Origin of the sequence: Lysobacter lycopersici (assembly GCF_007556775.1) — a bacterium.
Taxonomy (GTDB): Bacteria; Pseudomonadota; Gammaproteobacteria; order Xanthomonadales; family Xanthomonadaceae; genus Pseudoluteimonas; species Pseudoluteimonas lycopersici.
Window position 1 is genome coordinate 78,999 of record NZ_CP041742.1, and the last position, 15,699, is coordinate 94,697.

At 67.6% G+C, this 15,699-nt stretch carries 16 protein-coding genes and 3 pseudogenes; 8 read left to right on the forward strand and 11 right to left on the reverse strand.

The window, feature by feature from the left end:
• Positions 1–54: 54 nt before the first annotated feature.
• Positions 55–1,212, forward strand: a complete 1,158-nt coding sequence (locus FNZ56_RS00450) for a COG3904 family protein (RefSeq protein ID WP_185970756.1) — start codon at positions 55–57, stop codon at positions 1,210–1,212.
• Positions 1,213–1,266: 54 nt separating this feature from the next.
• On the opposite strand, the gene FNZ56_RS00455 is transcribed toward FNZ56_RS00450, so the two are convergent.
• From FNZ56_RS00455 to FNZ56_RS00480, 6 genes are all read right to left on the reverse strand, one after another.
• A complete protein-coding gene (locus FNZ56_RS00455; RefSeq protein WP_221933308.1) occupies positions 1,267–1,923 on the reverse strand; it encodes a serine/threonine protein kinase in 657 nt (218 codons plus the stop codon).
• 29 nt (positions 1,924–1,952) lie between these two features.
• Complete coding sequence (locus FNZ56_RS00460) at positions 1,953–2,471, reverse strand: RNA polymerase sigma factor (RefSeq protein ID WP_407070496.1); 519 nt, start codon at positions 2,469–2,471, stop codon at positions 1,953–1,955.
• Positions 2,472–2,532: 61 nt separating this feature from the next.
• Positions 2,533–2,751, reverse strand: coding sequence for an RNA-binding S4 domain-containing protein (locus FNZ56_RS00465; protein WP_143877978.1), 219 nt, complete (start codon positions 2,749–2,751; stop codon positions 2,533–2,535).
• Positions 2,752–2,762: 11 nt separating this feature from the next.
• On the reverse strand, positions 2,763–3,419 hold the full coding sequence (locus FNZ56_RS00470) for a general secretion pathway protein GspB (RefSeq protein WP_143877979.1): 657 nt from the start codon (positions 3,417–3,419) through the stop codon (positions 2,763–2,765).
• A gap of 4 nt (positions 3,420–3,423) precedes the next feature.
• Entirely contained in the window at positions 3,424–4,923 is a 1,500-nt protein-coding gene (locus FNZ56_RS00475; protein WP_143877980.1) for an ExeA family protein, read from the reverse strand.
• A gap of 62 nt (positions 4,924–4,985) precedes the next feature.
• Positions 4,986–5,930 (reverse strand): DMT family transporter, encoded by a 945-nt coding sequence (locus FNZ56_RS00480; RefSeq protein ID WP_143880211.1) that lies wholly within the window; start codon positions 5,928–5,930, stop codon positions 4,986–4,988.
• 67 nt (positions 5,931–5,997) lie between these two features.
• On the opposite strand from FNZ56_RS00480, the gene FNZ56_RS00485 reads away from it, so the two are divergent.
• Both FNZ56_RS00485 and FNZ56_RS00490 read left to right on the forward strand, forming a co-directional pair.
• Positions 5,998–7,341 (forward strand): HD-GYP domain-containing protein, encoded by a 1,344-nt coding sequence (locus FNZ56_RS00485; protein ID WP_185970757.1) that lies wholly within the window; start codon positions 5,998–6,000, stop codon positions 7,339–7,341.
• 78 nt (positions 7,342–7,419) lie between these two features.
• Positions 7,420–8,676 (forward strand): putative bifunctional diguanylate cyclase/phosphodiesterase, encoded by a 1,257-nt coding sequence (locus FNZ56_RS00490; protein ID WP_143877982.1) that lies wholly within the window; start codon positions 7,420–7,422, stop codon positions 8,674–8,676.
• 113 nt (positions 8,677–8,789) lie between these two features.
• Here the strand turns inward: FNZ56_RS00490 and FNZ56_RS00495 are convergent, their stop codons facing one another.
• Positions 8,790–10,607 carry a DUF885 domain-containing protein gene (locus tag FNZ56_RS00495; RefSeq protein WP_143877983.1) on the reverse strand — a complete coding sequence of 606 codons (1,818 nt, stop codon included), beginning with the start codon at positions 10,605–10,607 and terminating at the stop codon, positions 8,790–8,792.
• Positions 10,608–10,708: 101 nt separating this feature from the next.
• Between FNZ56_RS00495 and FNZ56_RS00500 the strand changes: the two genes are divergently transcribed.
• Positions 10,709–11,059, forward strand: a complete 351-nt coding sequence (locus tag FNZ56_RS00500) for a GFA family protein (RefSeq protein WP_143877984.1) — start codon at positions 10,709–10,711, stop codon at positions 11,057–11,059.
• A gap of 40 nt (positions 11,060–11,099) precedes the next feature.
• Positions 11,100–11,981, forward strand: a complete 882-nt coding sequence (locus tag FNZ56_RS00505) for a DUF2785 domain-containing protein (RefSeq protein ID WP_143877985.1) — start codon at positions 11,100–11,102, stop codon at positions 11,979–11,981.
• 3 nt (positions 11,982–11,984) lie between these two features.
• Here the strand turns inward: FNZ56_RS00505 and FNZ56_RS00510 are convergent, their stop codons facing one another.
• The 4 genes and pseudogenes from FNZ56_RS00510 to FNZ56_RS00525 all read right to left on the reverse strand — a co-directional run.
• Positions 11,985–12,281, reverse strand: a complete 297-nt coding sequence (locus FNZ56_RS00510) for a hypothetical protein (RefSeq protein WP_143877986.1) — start codon at positions 12,279–12,281, stop codon at positions 11,985–11,987.
• Between the two features lie 205 nt (positions 12,282–12,486).
• Complete coding sequence (locus FNZ56_RS00515) at positions 12,487–12,921, reverse strand: hypothetical protein (RefSeq protein WP_143877987.1); 435 nt, start codon at positions 12,919–12,921, stop codon at positions 12,487–12,489.
• 48 nt (positions 12,922–12,969) lie between these two features.
• Complete coding sequence (locus FNZ56_RS00520) at positions 12,970–13,920, reverse strand: peptidylprolyl isomerase (RefSeq protein WP_143877988.1); 951 nt, start codon at positions 13,918–13,920, stop codon at positions 12,970–12,972.
• A 143-nt stretch (positions 13,921–14,063) separates the two neighbouring features.
• Positions 14,064–14,258: pseudogene (locus tag FNZ56_RS00525) on the reverse strand (HupB); the annotation flags it as partial.
• A gap of 141 nt (positions 14,259–14,399) precedes the next feature.
• On the opposite strand from FNZ56_RS00525, the gene FNZ56_RS00530 reads away from it, so the two are divergent.
• From FNZ56_RS00530 to FNZ56_RS13085, 3 genes and pseudogenes are all read left to right on the forward strand, one after another.
• Positions 14,400–14,756 (forward strand): PadR family transcriptional regulator, encoded by a 357-nt coding sequence (locus FNZ56_RS00530; protein WP_143877990.1) that lies wholly within the window; start codon positions 14,400–14,402, stop codon positions 14,754–14,756.
• Positions 14,753–15,574, forward strand: a pseudogene (locus FNZ56_RS00535) (sensor domain-containing protein); the annotation flags it as partial. The gene FNZ56_RS00530 and the pseudogene FNZ56_RS00535, both read left to right, overlap by 4 nt.
• Positions 15,551–15,658 (forward strand): annotated as a pseudogene (locus tag FNZ56_RS13085) (sensor domain-containing protein); the annotation flags it as partial. The pseudogenes FNZ56_RS00535 and FNZ56_RS13085, both read left to right, overlap by 24 nt.
• Between the last annotated feature and the right edge of the window lie 41 nt (positions 15,659–15,699).

The window sequence follows — 15,699 nt, forward strand, 5'->3', positions numbered from 1 at the left end:
GGCGTTCATCGCAGGTTCGTGCGCGGACGGTCGGCGGACCCTAGACTTGTCGCCATGCCCGTGCCCGCGCCATCGTTCCATATCCGTTTGCTCGGCGTGGCGTGCCTGCTCGCCGGGCTCGCGGCTTGCGGGCGCGAGCCGCCAGCGCCCGAGCCAGCGGCGCCCGCGACCCATACCAGCGCCGACAGCAGCGGCGGCGCGATCAGCGCCGCGCCGCTGGACAAGCCCGCGCCCAAGCCGACGCCGGAGGAAGTGCTGGCCGGCACGCAATGGCCCGCGGCGAAGCTCGGCGAGGGCGATGCGCGGATCAGTTGCAGCAGCGACTATTCCACCGGCGATGGCGAACTGCTGCGCAGCCTCGACTATTTCGCGATGGTCGATGCGTTGTCGCCCTGCCGCGACGCGGACGTGGTGCGCCTGCACTACCGCGGCAAGATCGATGCCGGTTTCGCCGACACGGTGGAACGCACCGCGGCGATGGCCGCGCGCATGGGCATCCGCCACCGCATCCTCGACCTCGACTCGCCCGGCGGCGTGATCGAGGACGGCATCCGCGCCGGTGACGCGATGGGCGACGAGCACTGGACGGTGTGGGTGCGCGAAGGCGCGGTTTGCCACAGCGCCTGCGTGCTGATCCTCGCTGCCGGCGACCAGCGCCTGGTGTCGGGCGCGGTCGGCATCCACCGCATGATCCGCCTGAGTTCGACCGCGACCACGCGCCAGCAACTGACGGCGGAATTGCAGCAGGTGCATTCGCAGCTCGACGATTACCTACAGCGCAACGGCGCCGCCACCGCCATCGCCGACCTGATGATGACCGTGCCCAGCCGCGACCTGCGCCTGCTCAGCGCGGACGAGCTGCACCAGTTCGGGCTGGAGGGCGCGAACCCGGTGCAGGACGACCTCGAGCGCCTGCGCGTGTTGCGCCAGTGCGGGCAGGATTTCCTGCGTCGCAAGGAAGCGTTCCAGCGCGCGCTCGACCGGGACTGCGGCAAGCCGGGGCAGCACGTCGACGCGATGCGCGACTGCGGCATCGGGTTGTTGCCGAAATTCGGTTTCCCCGACAAGCGCTGCCCGGACGAAGCGCCGATGGCCGAATACGCGCGCGCGCTGCAGGAACAGGGCGAACGCAAGGCCGACGCCGCCGACGCCGGCAAGGACGGCAAGCGCAGTGGGGAAGGCAAGGGCGCGGCGCGCACCGGAGCGCGCTGAGCGCGGCACCGCGAAGGCCGCGTATCGCGGCCCTCGCATCGTGGAATCGGCGGATCAGTCGCGTTCGAACCGTTGCAGTTCCTCGACCTGCGCCAATGCGCGGCGCAGGCTGCCTCCGGTCAGGCTGTCGTCCATCCTGCGGCCGAATTCCGCGCGTTCGGGACGACGTGCCCATCGATGGAACCACCAGCTGGCGAGCAGGCCGGCGATGCCGATGCCATAGCCGATCCAGAGCAGCGACGGTGCCTTCTGCATCAGGTCCACGTCGCCGAAACCGGCCAGCACCTGCAGGATCGCGATCCACAGGAACCACCACGGCAAGCCGGCGACCATGCCGCTGCGGATGTAGAGCGTGCGTGCGTGCAGCAGTTTCTTCTGGATGTCCATGACCGGCGCGGAATAGTCGATGCCGCCGATCTGCCCGAGCACCACGCCCGCCGCGATGACCGTCAGCACGCCGTAGGCATGCACCAGCACGCCGGCGGCGATGGTGGAGGCGTGCTGCGGATGGCTCATCCACAGCAGCGCGGCCAGCAGGATGAAGGGGATGGCGAACAGGATCTGCGCGACCTGGCCCCAGAACAGCGGACGCAGGCTGCTGCGCGCGCGGTCGAGCTCGCGCCCGCGCAAATCGCGCAGCCTCAGCTCATTGTCCAGTTGCAGGCGGCGGTCGAGCGCTTGCCAGGCGGATTTGATGTCGTCGGGTTCCATGGCGATGTCCATTGCGTGTCCGGTAGGGGTCAGAGTTCGTCGCGCAGGCGCTGTTTCAGCCGCCCGATCTTGGTGGAGACGTTGGATTCGTTAATGCCGAGGATTTCCGCGATCTCGCGTTGCGGCCGTTCCTCGAGGTAGAGCAGGAGCAGGGCGCGTTCGAGCGGCGGTTGCCGCGCGATGAAGCCCTGCAGCAGGCGCAGTTGCTGTTCGTGCTCCGGGTCGGCGGCGTTGTCGTCGGCGACGTCGAAATCCGCGTCGTCGAGCGCGACCGCGTCGTGGCGACGCCGCAGCGACTGCGTGCGGACATGGCTGATCGCCACGTTCAGCGCGATGCGGTACATCCACGTGGTCGCGCTGCGTGACGGGTCGTACTTCGGCCACGCGCGCCACAGCTGGGCGGCGATTTCCTGGGCCAGGTCGGCGCGATCCTCGGGATGGCGCGCATAGCTGTTGGCGACCTTGAACACGATGCCGGAATGGCGCTGCAGCAAGGCGCCGAAGGCATCACGGTCGATATCCACGTTCATGGCGGCGAAGGCTTGCATGGCGTCCCCGGCGCGTCGACCGCGCCCTTCGACATCATGGTTCGCGTGAAGGCGGCGGATCTCACATGCCGACGATGCGGATTTCGACCTCGCCCACGCGCACGCGCTGCCCGGCGCGGATCTTCGCGGTCTTGCGCAGTTCGACCGCGCCGTCCACGCGCACCGCGCCCGAGGCGACGAGCTGCTTGCCGGCGCCGCCCGAATCGCACAGGCCCGCCAGCTTCAGCAGCTGGTTGAGCTCGACGAATTCGCGGTCCAGTTCGAAGTCGATGGTTTGCATGTGCGATCGCCTCAACGCAACGGCAGCCGGATCGAACGGCCCTGCCAGTCGAACAGCACGCCATTGGCGTCGATGCGGCGGACCTGCATCGGCCCGACGCTGTCGCCCTCGACGTAACGCTCGCCATCGAGGATCACGAAACGCTTCGCCGGATCCGGGTCCCACATGTGCATGCTCAGTTGCAGCGGCGGCAGCGCCTTGCGCTGGTCGGCGGACAGGGCGTTGACCGCGGTTTCCGCATCGGCGGAAGGCGCGGGCGGCGGTGGAATCGCAGCGGTGGGCACGGGCGGCGGCGCGACTTGCGGCGGCGGAATTGGTGTTGCAACCGGTGGCGCCGATTGCGGCTTCGGCGGTTCGCGTTCGGCGACGCGTGGTGTCGGCGGCGGTTGTGCGACAGCGGCCCGCGGTTGCAGGCGCACGCTTTCGGCCGGCGCCGGTGTCGTCGTTGCCGTCGATGCAGCAGGTGTCGCGGCATCGTGCGACCACGGATGCAACAGCAACATCGCCACGATTCCGATCGCGGCGACGGTCGCGATCCATGGCAGCGCGCGACGCAACGCTCGCTGCGATCGCGCGGCCGGCGGTGGCAATTCCGCGCGCAGGTCGGGCATTTCGCCGCGACGGCGTTCGGCTTCGGATTTGCGCAGCGCTTCGAGGATCAAGGACATGCGATCACTCCAGCACTCGCAGCAGGTGCGGGCCGGGCGCATCGCCGGCCAGCGCCATCAGGGTTTCGGGCCCGGCGACGCCGTCGGCGCTGAGGCCGCGCGCGTCCTGGAACGCGGCGATGTCCGCGGGCAGCGCCGGATCCGGCCCGCGCCACAGCCCGGCGTATTCGCCGGTCCACGCCGATTGCAACGTAAGGCGGTCGATGTCGAAGGTGTTTCCCGATAGCGCGATACGCGCGTTGCGCGCGTCGAGGCCGAGCAGCAGCGCCCAGGCGTCGCCGGACTGGCCGTGCAGGCGCAGCAACAAGGGGCGATCCAGCGCCTGCAATGTGTCGAGGCGCGCACGGCCCTGCACGCAATGCACGTCGGCGGCGGTCGCGGTGCAGGCCGCGCTGGCCGGATCGACGGTGATCGCGGACGCCGGCAGTGTCCACGTGCCGAGTAGTGCCTCCCAAGCGGGTGCCGGTGATGCGCCGGCGGCATCGACTGCTCCTGCAAGCGCGGTCGCATCGAGGCGCGGAATCGCCGGTTTTGCAGCGACGGCGAGGGTAGGCTTTTGTGGGAGCGGCATCCCTGCCGCGACTGTTCTTGTCGCGGGACGCCAAATCGTCCAGGCAATCAAACCGAGCAGCAATACGCCTGCCGTACCGAGCAACCATGCCGTCGGCAATTGTCTACCGACCGCGTTGCGTGTCGGCAGAACTTCGCGCGCGGCGGCATCGACCAGTTTAGGATCGATGGTCGACGCATCGCGGGCATAGCCGGCGAGCAGGGCGCGTTCAGCGATCACGTTGACGAGGCGCGGAATGCCGTTCGCATGCTTGTGCACGCGGTTCACTGCCGCCGCGGTCATCGGGAAATGCCGGCCGCCGGCGACGCGGAAGCGATGGCGCAGGTATTCGCCGGTTTCGCTTTCCGACAGCGGCGTCAGGTGGAAACGCGCGGTGATGCGCTGCGCGAGCTGGCGCAGTTCCGGTTTCGCCAGCGCATCGCGCAGTTCCGGTTGGCCGATCAGCACGATCTGCAGCAGTTTCTGTGTGTCGGTTTCGAGGTTGGTGAGCAGGCGCACCTGCTCCAGCGCATCGGCCGAGAGGTTCTGCGCCTCGTCCACGATCAGCACCACGCGCAGGCCGTCGGCGTAGGCGCGCAACAGGTAGGCGTTGAGTGCGTCCACCAGCGCCTTGCCGCTGCCGCGCGCGCTCGAAATGTCGATGTGCAGTTCCTCGCACACCGTTTCCAGCAGTTCGATCGGACCGAGCCGCGGGTTCAGCAGCAACGCGACCCGGGTGTTCTCCGGCAATTGTTCCAGCAGTAGGCGACTGAGCGTGGTCTTGCCGGTGCCGACCTCGCCGGTGAGCTGCACGAAACCGCCGCCGCCGCCCTGGCCAATGCCGAACAGCAGGTGCGCGAGCGCGTCGCGATGGCGCTCGCTGAGGAACACGAAGCGCGGATCGGGGGTGATCGAGTACGGCGCTTCGCCGAGTCCGTAGTGCTCGAGGTACATGCGCGTCGCGTGGCGGAAAGGCGGCTAGCCTGCCACGAACGCGCGGCGGGTGCGATTCGCGTTCATTCGGCTGCGCCCTTGGCCTCGGAGGTGGCCAGCGTTTCCGGGTGGGAAAGGGCGCGCGGCCGCGCCAGCAGCGGGTGCAGCAACACTGCGCCGAGGATGATGGCGACGCCGGAATAGAAGGTGGGCGTGAGTTCGCGCTGTTCACCCAGCAGCAGGGCCGCCAGCGCGATGGCGTACACCGGCTCGAGGTTCACCGCGAGTTGCGCGGCGAAGGCGCTGATGTGGCGTAGCGCGACCAGCGACAGCGCGAACGGCAACAGGGTGCAGGCCAGCGCCAGCGCGAGCAGGAAGCCGAAATCGCGCGCACCGGGCAACGCGAACGGATTGCCGGCGAAAGCGGGGAAGAGCAGCGGCATGATCGGCGCGAGCACGGTCAGCAACGCGATGCCTGCGCCGAGTTCCAGCGCGGTCACCGCCAGCGGGTCGTGATGGCCGGCGAAGCGCTTGTTGAGCGAGCCGAACAGGCCGACGAACAGCGCCGACACCGCGCCGACCGCGATGCCCGCGCGCATGCCCGGGGCGACGCCGCCGGCGACCAGCGCCACGCCGGGCACCACGAGGATGCCAAGCACCAGTTCGCGGCGCGAGAACGGCCGTTTCGCCAGCCACGGTTCGATGATGGCGGTGAACACCGTCGCCAGCGCCATGCAGGTTGCACCGATCGAGGCGTTCGACAGCTTGATCGCGCCGTAGAAGGTCAGCCAGTGCAGCGCCACCAGCGCACCGATGCCGGCGTAGGCCAGCTTCTGCCGGCGTGGAATCGCCCGCAGGCCGCGCCAGCACGGCGGCAGCAAGGCCAGCGCGGCCACCACCAGCAGCATGCGCCACCACACCAACGGCAATGCCGGCAGGCCGATCAGCTTGCCGAGGATCGCGGTGAAGCCCCACAACACCACGCACAGGTGGATCTGCAGGGTGGCTTTGCGGGCATCGGGCGACATCGGGCCAGTATCGTCCATGCCGACCGCCGTCGTGCCGGGAATCCGGGGGCGCCGAGGTGGCGCCTGCGTGCCGAGCGTCTACAATCGGATCGTCGTCACGCCGGGGGCGCATGCGCCGCGCATGGAAATCGAGGAGCGCCAGGTCAGGGTGCACGAATTGCGCATCGGCATGTTCGTCAGCCGCCTCGACCGGCCGTGGACCGAAACGCCGTTCGCGCTGCAGGGCTTCCTGATCCGCAACAAGGCCCAGGTCGAACGCCTCGGCGAATACTGCGATTCGGTCTACATCGACGTGCAGAAGAGCAGCGCGGCCGATCCGTTGCCGGCGCTGCGGACCCTGTCGCCCGCCGCGGGCGGTGGCGGCACGGCCGCCGGCGCGGGGCTCGGCGCGATCGGCCCGATCGAAACCGCGAGTTCGCGCGAAGCGACCTGGATCGGCGCGGCCGAATATCCGCGCCAGGCCAGCGTCGAGGACGAGCTGCCGCAGGCGGTATCGGCGATGGAAACCGTCTCCGAGCGCGCATCGGAGATCCTCGACACCCTGCGCAGCGGCCGCAGCGTCAGCCGCGAGCAGATCACCGCCGCGGTGGAACCGGTGGTGGCGAGCCTGGTGCGCAACCCGGACGCGTTCTTCTGGCTGGAAACGCTACGCAAGCGCGACGACTACGCCTATGGCCATGCGATCAATTGCTGCGCGCTGGCCGCGGCTTTCGGCCGCTACCTCGGTTTCCCGGAAATGGTGCTCAACGACCTCGCCACCGGCGGCATGCTGCTCGACATCGGCATGACCCGCTTGCCGTCGGAACTGCTGCGGCGGAACGGACCGCTCAACGCCGAGGAAACGCGGGCCATCCACCGCCATGTCGAGGAAGGGCTGAAGCTCTACGACGACACCGGCTTGGGCAACGAGGACGTGCGCACGATGTTGCGCACCCACCACGAACGCTACGACGCGTCAGGCTATCCGGCCGGCGTGCCGATCCGGCAGATCCCGTTGCTCGGGCGCATCGCCGGCATCGTCGACAGCTTCGACGCGATGACCAGCGCGCGCCCGTTCCGCCCGGCGCTCTCGCGCGCCGCCGCGCTGCAGGTGCTGTACCGCGAGCGCGGCCACCTGTACCAGCCCGAACTCGTCGAGCAATTCGTGCAATGCCTCGGCGTATACCCGGTCGGCACGCTGGTGGAATTGAGCACCGGCGAGGTCGGCATCGTGATGGCGCAGAACCCGACCCGGCGCCTGCGTCCGAAGCTGATGCTGTTGACGAGCCCGGACAAGCGCCTGCGCGACAACTTCCAGTCGCTGGACCTCCTGACCATGCGCTATGGCGAAGTGGAGGAAAGCGACGTGCACATCGTGCGCAGCCTCGATCCGGGTGCGTACGGCCTGGAACCGACCGAGCTCTACCTCTAGCCGTCGTCCGTTGTCCCCGCGCGGTGCGTTGTGGCATTGTCCGCGTTCGCGTCGCGACCGTGGCCGGGGATCGTCGGCATGTTGAATCGAAGCGCATTGCAGGAAGCCTTCTTCCGCCAGTTGCACGGCGGCGATGCCGGCGCGGTGTTCGGCCTGCTGGTCGTGCGCGCGCTGCGGCTGCGCGAATTGGAACTCCTGTTCGGCCATGCGCTGGTCGAATCGCTCGCGGACGCGGTCGAGGCGCGCCTGCAGGCGCTGCTGCGCCCGGACGACGAAGTCGTGCGCATCGGCGAATGCGATTTCGCGGTGTTGCTGCCGCGCCTGCGCGAACGCAACCATGCCGCGTTGGCCGCGAGCAAGGTCGCGCGCGGGTTGCACGGCATGCTCGACGTCGGCGGACGCCCGATCCGCGCCAACTTCGCGGTCGGCACGGCCACGTGGCCGGCCGACGCCGAATCCTTCGAAACGCTGTGCCTGCATGCCGACCAGGCCTGCGCCGCCGCCGCGACCGGGCGCGACCGGTTCGCGCTGTTCTCCGGCACCGGGCGCAGCCGCCTGGTCGAATACGGGGAGCTGCACGCGGCCATCGCCGGCAACCAGTTGCGCCTGCACCTGCAATCGATCCACGACATCGCCTCGGGCGACCTGGTCGGTTTCGAGGCCTTGTCGCGCTGGGACAACCCGCGGCTGGGGCCGGTGCCGCCGGCCAAGTTCGTCGGCCTCGCCGAGCAGACCGGCCTGATCGGCGAACTTACGCGCTGGACCCTCAACGCCTCGCTCCGCCATTGCGCGCAATGGCTATCGACGCATCCGCGCGCGACCGTGTCCGTCAACGTTTCGCCGCTGGCCTTCGTCGACCAGCCGCTGGTGGACCAGGTCGCTTCGGCGCTGGAGATCTGGGAAGTACCGCCGCGCGCATTGACCGTCGAGGTCACGGAAAACGCGTTCGTCGAGGATGCGCCGGCGATCGCCGATGCGTTGCGCACGCTGCACGGCATGGGCGTGGGCGTTGCCATCGACGACTTCGGCACCGGCTATTCGTCGTTCTCCTACCTCAAGCGCTTCCCGGTCAGCGAACTCAAGATCGACATCGACTTCGTCGCCGACATCGTCCGCGACGAGCGCAGCGCGCGGTTGTCGGCATCGATGGTGGAACTCGCGCACGCGCTCGGCGCGGTCGCGGTGGCCGAGGGCGTGGAAAACCCGGAAACGCTGGAGCGCTTGCGCGAACTCGGATGCGACCAGGCGCAGGGTTACCTGTTCGGGCGCCCGGTCCCGGCCGAGGAAGCCGTGGCCGCGCTCGGCGCCGCACCGAAGGAGCTGGTGCCGCCGTAAGCGGGTCAAATATTCCCCTGTGGGAGCGGCTTTGCCAGCCATTCGGCTGTCAAAAGCGAAGCCGCAACACCGATGGTCGGGCCTGAAGGCCCTCCCACAGGGTAGGGGCAAGCTCAGCGGATCGGTTCGTCCAGCATCAACTCGCGCACGAAGCGCACCGGCGGCGCGCCGTAGGACAGCACCTGGTCGTGGTAGGCCTTGAGGTCGAACTTGTCGCCCAGCTTCGCCTGCACCGCCTTGCGCATGTCGAACTGCTCCTGCACGCCGACGAAATAGGTCGGCAATTGCGCGCTCGACAACTGCGCGCGCACCCACTTGCCGGCGGCCTCGCGTTCCTGCTGGAAGGCGTCGTGGGTCATGAGCCGCATCGCCTGCTCGCGGCTCCAGCCGTCGACGTGCACGCCCTGGTCGAGGATCGCATTGGCGATCGTGCGCAGGTAGAACTTGCGCTGCACCAGCTTGAACAGCGGATCGCCGTCGTCGTAGCCCGCATCGGTCATCATCCGCTCGGTGTAGACCGCCCAGCCCTCGGCGAACATGCCCGAACGCAGCACCGCGCGCAGCGTGGACGGGTAGCGGGCCGAGAACGCGCCCTCGAGGTAATGGCCGGGCATCGCCTCGTGGATCGCGAGCAACTGGATCATGCGCGAGTTGTATTCGCGCAGGAACGAATCGGTTTGTTCCTGCGTCCAGTCGTCCGGGATCGGCGAGATCGCGAAGTAGGTGTCGAGGCCCTTGTCCAGCGGACCGGGCGAATCGCAGTAGGCGACCGCGACGCCGCGCTGGAATTCCGGCATCAGGATCACCTTCACCGGGTCGTCGGGCACGGTCACGAGGTCGTGCGCGCGCACGAAGTCCGTGGCCTTCGCCAGCGCCGCCTTGGCCGCGGGCACCACCTGGTCGCGCGCGGGCTTGTCGGCGTAGGCGAGTTCGAGCGCGGCCTCGATCGCGGCCTGGCGCTGGTCGTCGCTCGGGTTTTCCGGCGTCGGCGGCGCGCCGGGGCGATCCTTCAGCACGCCGCGCGCGATGTCGTACATCTCGCCGCGCACGCGGGTCATTTCCGCTTCCGCGCGCTGCTTGATCTCGGCGCGCGAGAGCGAGGACATCAGCGAGAACTGCAGCTTCTGGTCGTACAGCTTCGCGCCGATGCGGAAATCGCCCTTGGCGTTCGGCACCAGCGTCTTGTCCAGCCAGGTTTGCTGCTCGGCCACCGCCTTGCGCAGGTTCGCGACCGCGGCATCGAGCCGCGCGCGATCTTCGCCCTGCAACTGGCCCGCGTTGGGGGTGATGAACTGGTCGACCAGGTCGATCACGCCGTTGTTCTGCTTCGCCACGGTCTGCGCATGGATCAGCGGAACGCGCTTCGGATCCAGGTTGGCGCGCATCTGCGCGAACAGCCCGGGAATCTCCTCCATGCGCGCGGTCGCGGATTTCAGCCGCTGCGGCATCGGCGCGAAGTCGCGCGCCATCAGGTTGTAGATCGCGCCGCCGGCGAGGCCGCTGTAGACCTGCGGATCCCAGGCCCAGCCCTGGTAGGTCTCGATGTTCCAGATGTCGCCCTGCAGCTGGTTGCGCAGGATCGCCGCATCGACCTGGTTCTCGCGCGACAGCGCGTTCGCGTCGATCGCATCGAGTTCGCCCAGCATCGCCTTGCTGAAATCGACGATGCGCTGCCGGCCCGGCGCGTCGAGCTGGTCGAGCTGGTCGTCGAAACGGTGGTCGCCGACCTGGGTGGCATTGACCGGGTTCAGCGCCAGCCAGCCGTCGAGCCAGCGCTTCGACACATCGGCGAACTTCGCATCGGCAGGGGACATCGCGGTGGCCTCGGTGGCGGCGGAAGCGCCTTCGCCGGCAGCGGCGGTGGCGGGGGCGCTGGTGCAGCCGGCGAGGCAGGCGGCGAGCAGCGCGGTGGCGAGCAGGGTCTTGTGCATGGCGGGTTCCCCGGGGTCAAACGCTCAGCTTAGCCGCGCCGTCATCCGGCGGCATCGGCCATTGGTTTAGGCTCGGCTTCCCACGTATCGAGGAATCCGGCATGGCCACCCACGAAGGAAGCTGCCACTGCGGCAGGATCGCGTTCACGCTGGAGGGCGAGGTCCGCGAGGCGATCGACTGCAACTGTTCCATGTGCCGGCGCAAGGGTGCCTTGCTTGCGGCTTTCCCGCGCGACGCCCTGACCCTGAAGACGCCCGAGGCGGACATGGGCACGTACCGGTTCAACAGGCATCTCATCGACCACCACTTCTGCCCCGACTGCGGCATTGCACCCTTCAGCGAGGGCAAGGGCCGCGACGGCAGCGCCATGACCATGGTCAACATCCGCTGCCTGCCCGACGTCGACCTTTCGACACTTTCGATCAAACCCTTCGACGGCGCGTCGATGTAGCGTGTCGTCGCGGCGGATCGCCGCGAACGGGGAACGAACGATGCGCATCCTGCTCGTGCCGCTGTTGTGGCTGTCGTGGTCGTGCGCATTCGCCGCGTGCCCGCCGGCGGGGCAGGATCGCGCTTCGTTGCAGGCGCTGAAGGCCGTGCAATTCGCGATGCCGGATGCTGCTTCGCGCAATGCCTTGGCCGAAGGCCTGCTCGATTGCCTCGGCGATCCCGATCCCGCCTTGCGCGACGGCATCGCCTACGAAGCCTTCAGCACGTGGATGCGCGCCGGTGCGTTCGATGCAGGCGAACTGCGCAAACTGCGCGATGGCCTGTACGCGCGCCTCGACGGCGAGGACGCCGACGGCTTCCGCAAACCGTTCGCCGCCTTGGTGCTGTCGGAAGTCGCGCGCAGCGACCGCGTCGCGCCCTGGATGCGTGGCGACGAACGCGCGGCGATGGTGGAACGCGCTTCGACCTACCTCGAATCCGTGCGCGATTACCGCGGCTACGACAACGGCGCGGGCTGGCGCCACGGCGTGGCCCATGGCGCGGACTGGGCGATGCAGCTTGCGTTGAACCCCACACTGGATCGGACGCAGCTCGACCGTTTGCTCGCGGCGGTGGCCTCGCAGGCGATGGCCGCCGACGGCCACGCCTACGTGTTCGGCGAAGGCGAACGCCTCGCGCGACCGGTGCTGTACGCGGCGCATCGCGGTTTGATCGACGATGCGGCGTGGAAGGCGTGGTTCGCGGCGCTGGTCGCCAGGCTCGGGCCACCGCAAGCCGATTACGGCGATGCGACCTGGCTCGCGCGTCGGCACGACCTGGTGCAGTTCCTCGAGGCCGCGTACATCGGCGCGGACCAGTCGCAGGATCCGGCGATCGCGGCGTTGAAACCGGCGATCGCGGCCGCGCTCAAGGCGGTGCCCTGAGTTTCAGTCTTCGTCGGCTTCCTCGAATTCCACCGCGGCGTCGAGGTCGAAGGCCAGCGCTTCCGCGGCTTCGCGCACCTTGCGCGCGGTGGATTCGTTGGGGGCGAGGATCTCGACCTCGTGCGTGCCGGGGCCTTCGTCGTCGCTGAGCCCGGCGGAGCTGGAATCGGCGTCGTCCATGCGTGGCATGAGGTCGGCGATTTCCTCGACGTGTTCGATGCCGTCGAGGCTTTGCAGCAGGTTCATGATCGCGCGGGCATCGTCGTCGGAACCGGTGATGCGAAGGCGGACTCGCGGCATCTTGGCGTGCCTCTCGTGTGGGGAGGCATAGGTTGCCGCCGCGAAAGCAAATTTGGCGTGATGGAATCTCGCCGTGCCGTCATCCTGAGGCGAAGCCGAAGGACCTGCTTTTTCCTTTCAGCTTCGTAGGTTGGGTTGAGCTTGCGAAACCCAGCATTGTCGCGGAGATGCTGGGTCTGAAGCCTCAGCCTGTGATTTCTGGTGTTTACAGAAGGCTCGGCAGAAAAACTCGCAACAACACCCTCAACGCCACAGAAACCAGAATGCCTACGCCAACGGCTAGCCATATCGATCGGAACTGTCCGCCCGCCGCAGAATGCGACTTAAAGACACTGCGCAGCAGCAAGACTGCTACGAGCCACCAAATGAAGACCTGCGGGACATGGGCCAGCAGTTCCGAAAGCGTATCCCGCGGTACGTTGTACAACACCAAAAACCACGCGACAGACGCTAGTACGAAGAAGCCCAGCGTCAAAACGGTTCTTCGGGATTCACCTTGCACTGCTCCATTGCAAGCAACAAGAGCACCGGCAGCGATAGGTCCGCCGAGCAATCCCGCAACCACGATTGAGCCAAGGCCGAACACCGGTGAGGGTGTCAGTGATTTCACAGGTGTAACGATCCGCGAGTGCATGTCCATGTGAAGCCTAACTGCAAATACATATCGGTTACACGACGATGAGCCTAATCACTTCCCCGCATCCGCCTTCACCATCGGATCTCGCGTCGGCAGCGGCACGTTGCACAGGTCGATGTGGCCAGCGGGGGTCTGGTAGAAATCGTCGACGCGGTTGCGGCGGGCTTCGGTGGCGTCGCGGAAAGCCTGGATGTCGGTGCGCAGCAGTTGCAGCGGCGTACGTTCGGATTCGGGCACGTCGCTGGCGAGTTTGATCGAGACGATCGGCGTGCGTTGTTCGGGCTTCTCGTAGAAACCCATCGGGTCCGGGCCGCGCGGGATTGCGCTGAGCAGTTCCATGCCCTTCACCACGCGGCCGACGAGGGTGAGGTTGCGGTCCAGCGCGCGCGGGGCCTGGCCGATGACGACGTAGAGCTCGGCGCCGGTGCTGCTGGCCGGATCGTTGTTGCGTCCCGCGCCGACGATGCCGTAGCAATGCGTCATCCACATCGTGCTCGTTTTCGGATCGCGCGCGACCGGGAAACCGTCGGCGAAACCGACCTGCGGCGCCCAGCCGTCCACGTCGGGAAGCTTGTCGAAGGCCACGCCTTCGCTGTTGCGGGTGAATTCGGCGGGCAGCTTGTCCTTCGCATTCGCCGGGAAGTGCTTCGCCTTCGCCGGATCGTCCGCATCCGCGTCGCCGAACTGCACGACGAAGTTGTCCTGCGAACGGTAGATGCTGGTGCCATCCCAGAAGCCGCCCTGTGCCAGCGCCTTGATGTTGGCGACGTGGTTCGGTGCGAAGCCCGGCGCGAGTTCGATCACCACGCGGCCGGCCGGCAACTGCATGTACAGCGTGTTCGCCGGATCCAGGTCGCGCCAAGCCGAGGCCGGTGCGGCGTCGATGATCTCCTTGGCGGAGCGATACGGCTTCTTGTCGGGCGTGTCCGCGACGGCGAACGTCGGAACCAGGACGGCGGCGAGGATCAGGACGCGTGCAAACGAAGGGATCGCGGCGGGCATGTCGGGTTCTCGGGCGACGGAATGGCCCGAGCATAGCCGCAGGTCCTTGAATCGTCATTCCGGCGAAAGCCGGAATCCAGCCCTTCGGAATGAGTGCTAAAAAAGCTGGTTCCCGGCTTTCGCCGGGATGACAGCGAGCACTATTTCGCGGTTTTTCTTGCCGAGGCCTTGCGCCCCGAGCCCGATTTCTTGCCGCCGCCGTCCTGCTTGTTGACCGTCGCCCAGGCGATGCGCTCGGCGTCTTGCTTGCTGCGGCCGGCCTCGCGCTCGCTTTCCTCGATGTGTTCGGCCTGGCGCTTCTGCTTGTCGGTATAGGCGGATTTGTCGCCGCGACTCATGGATTTGCTCCTTGTGGCGTGGGGTGGCCACGGCCCGACCCTGCGCCCGACGCCGGTAAACGGCGGTGAAAGTGACTACTGGCATATTCACTATATCGAACTGAGTAGTAGTGTTCGTTCCGGAATAGTGGAGATCGCCCGATGGACGAAGCCCTGCTGCGCAAGTTCCAGCGCGAATTGAGCGCCGGCACCGTCTCGCTGGCGCTGCTGGCCGTGGTCGCTGCCGCCGCCGAGCCGATGTACGGCTACCAGATCGCCAAGCGGCTGGAATCGCTCGACGGCGTGCTGTCGGGCAAGCAGAGCGCGCTGTATCCGGTGCTGCGCAACCTCGAGGCGGGCGGTTTGCTGGAAAGCTTCGTCGAACCGTCGATGTCGGGTCCGCCGCGCCGCTACTACCGCATCACCGCCGCCGGCCGCGCCGCGCTGGCCGACTGGAGCGCCGCCTGGCGCGCGACCCGCGATTCCGTCGATACCGTCTTGAAGGGGAAGACCGCATGAGCAGCCTGCCGACCACCATTCCCGATTACCTGGAGCAGTTGCGCCGTGCGCTGGCAGGCGCCGATCCGGCGCTGGTGCAGGACGCGTTGTACGACGCCGAGGAATACCTGCGTTCGGAACTCGCGGAGAATCCAAAAAAGTCGGAGGCCGAAGTCATCGCTTCAGTCGCCGGCAGCTACGGCGCGCCCGAGGAAGTCGCCGACATCTACCGCGACACCGAGGTGAAGGTGCAGACCGCGCTGCGCCCGCCGACACCCGCGCCGCGAGGCTCCGCGCCGGGGCGCTTCTTCGGCGTCATCGCCGATCCGCGCACCTATGGCGCGCTGTTCTACATGTTGCTGGCGCTGGCCACCGGCATCTTCTACTTCACCTGGGTGGTGACCGGCGTATCGATGTCCGCCGGGCTGGCGGTGCTGATCATCGGCATCCCGTTCGTGATCCTGTACTTCGGTTCGGTGCGCCTGCTGTCGCTGGTCGAAGGCCGCATCGTCGAGGTGATGCTGGGCGAACGCATGCCGCGCCGGCCGCTCTACAGCGAACGCGGCAAGCCGTGGCTGCAGCGGATATGGGCGATGTTCACCGACCCGCGCACCTGGTCGACGCAACTCTATTTCCTGCTGATGCTGCCGCTGGGCATCGCCTACTCCAGCATCGTGGTGACGCTGCTGAGCGTGTCGGCGGCCTTCATCGCCTTGCCGATCTCGCTCGTGCTCGGCTTCAACGGCAACCTGTTCGTGGACGGTTACCAGGTGCTCGACCAGTTCGCGTGGTGGGAATGGATCGCGGCGGTCCTCGGCGGCGTGCTGCTGTTGTTCGCCACGCTGCATCTGGCGCGCGGCATCGGTCGCCTGCACGGACTGTTGGCCAAGCACCTGCTGGTGAAGTCGGCGCAGTACCAATAAGTCGTCATTCCCGCGAAAGCGGGAATCCAAGGACCTTGTTA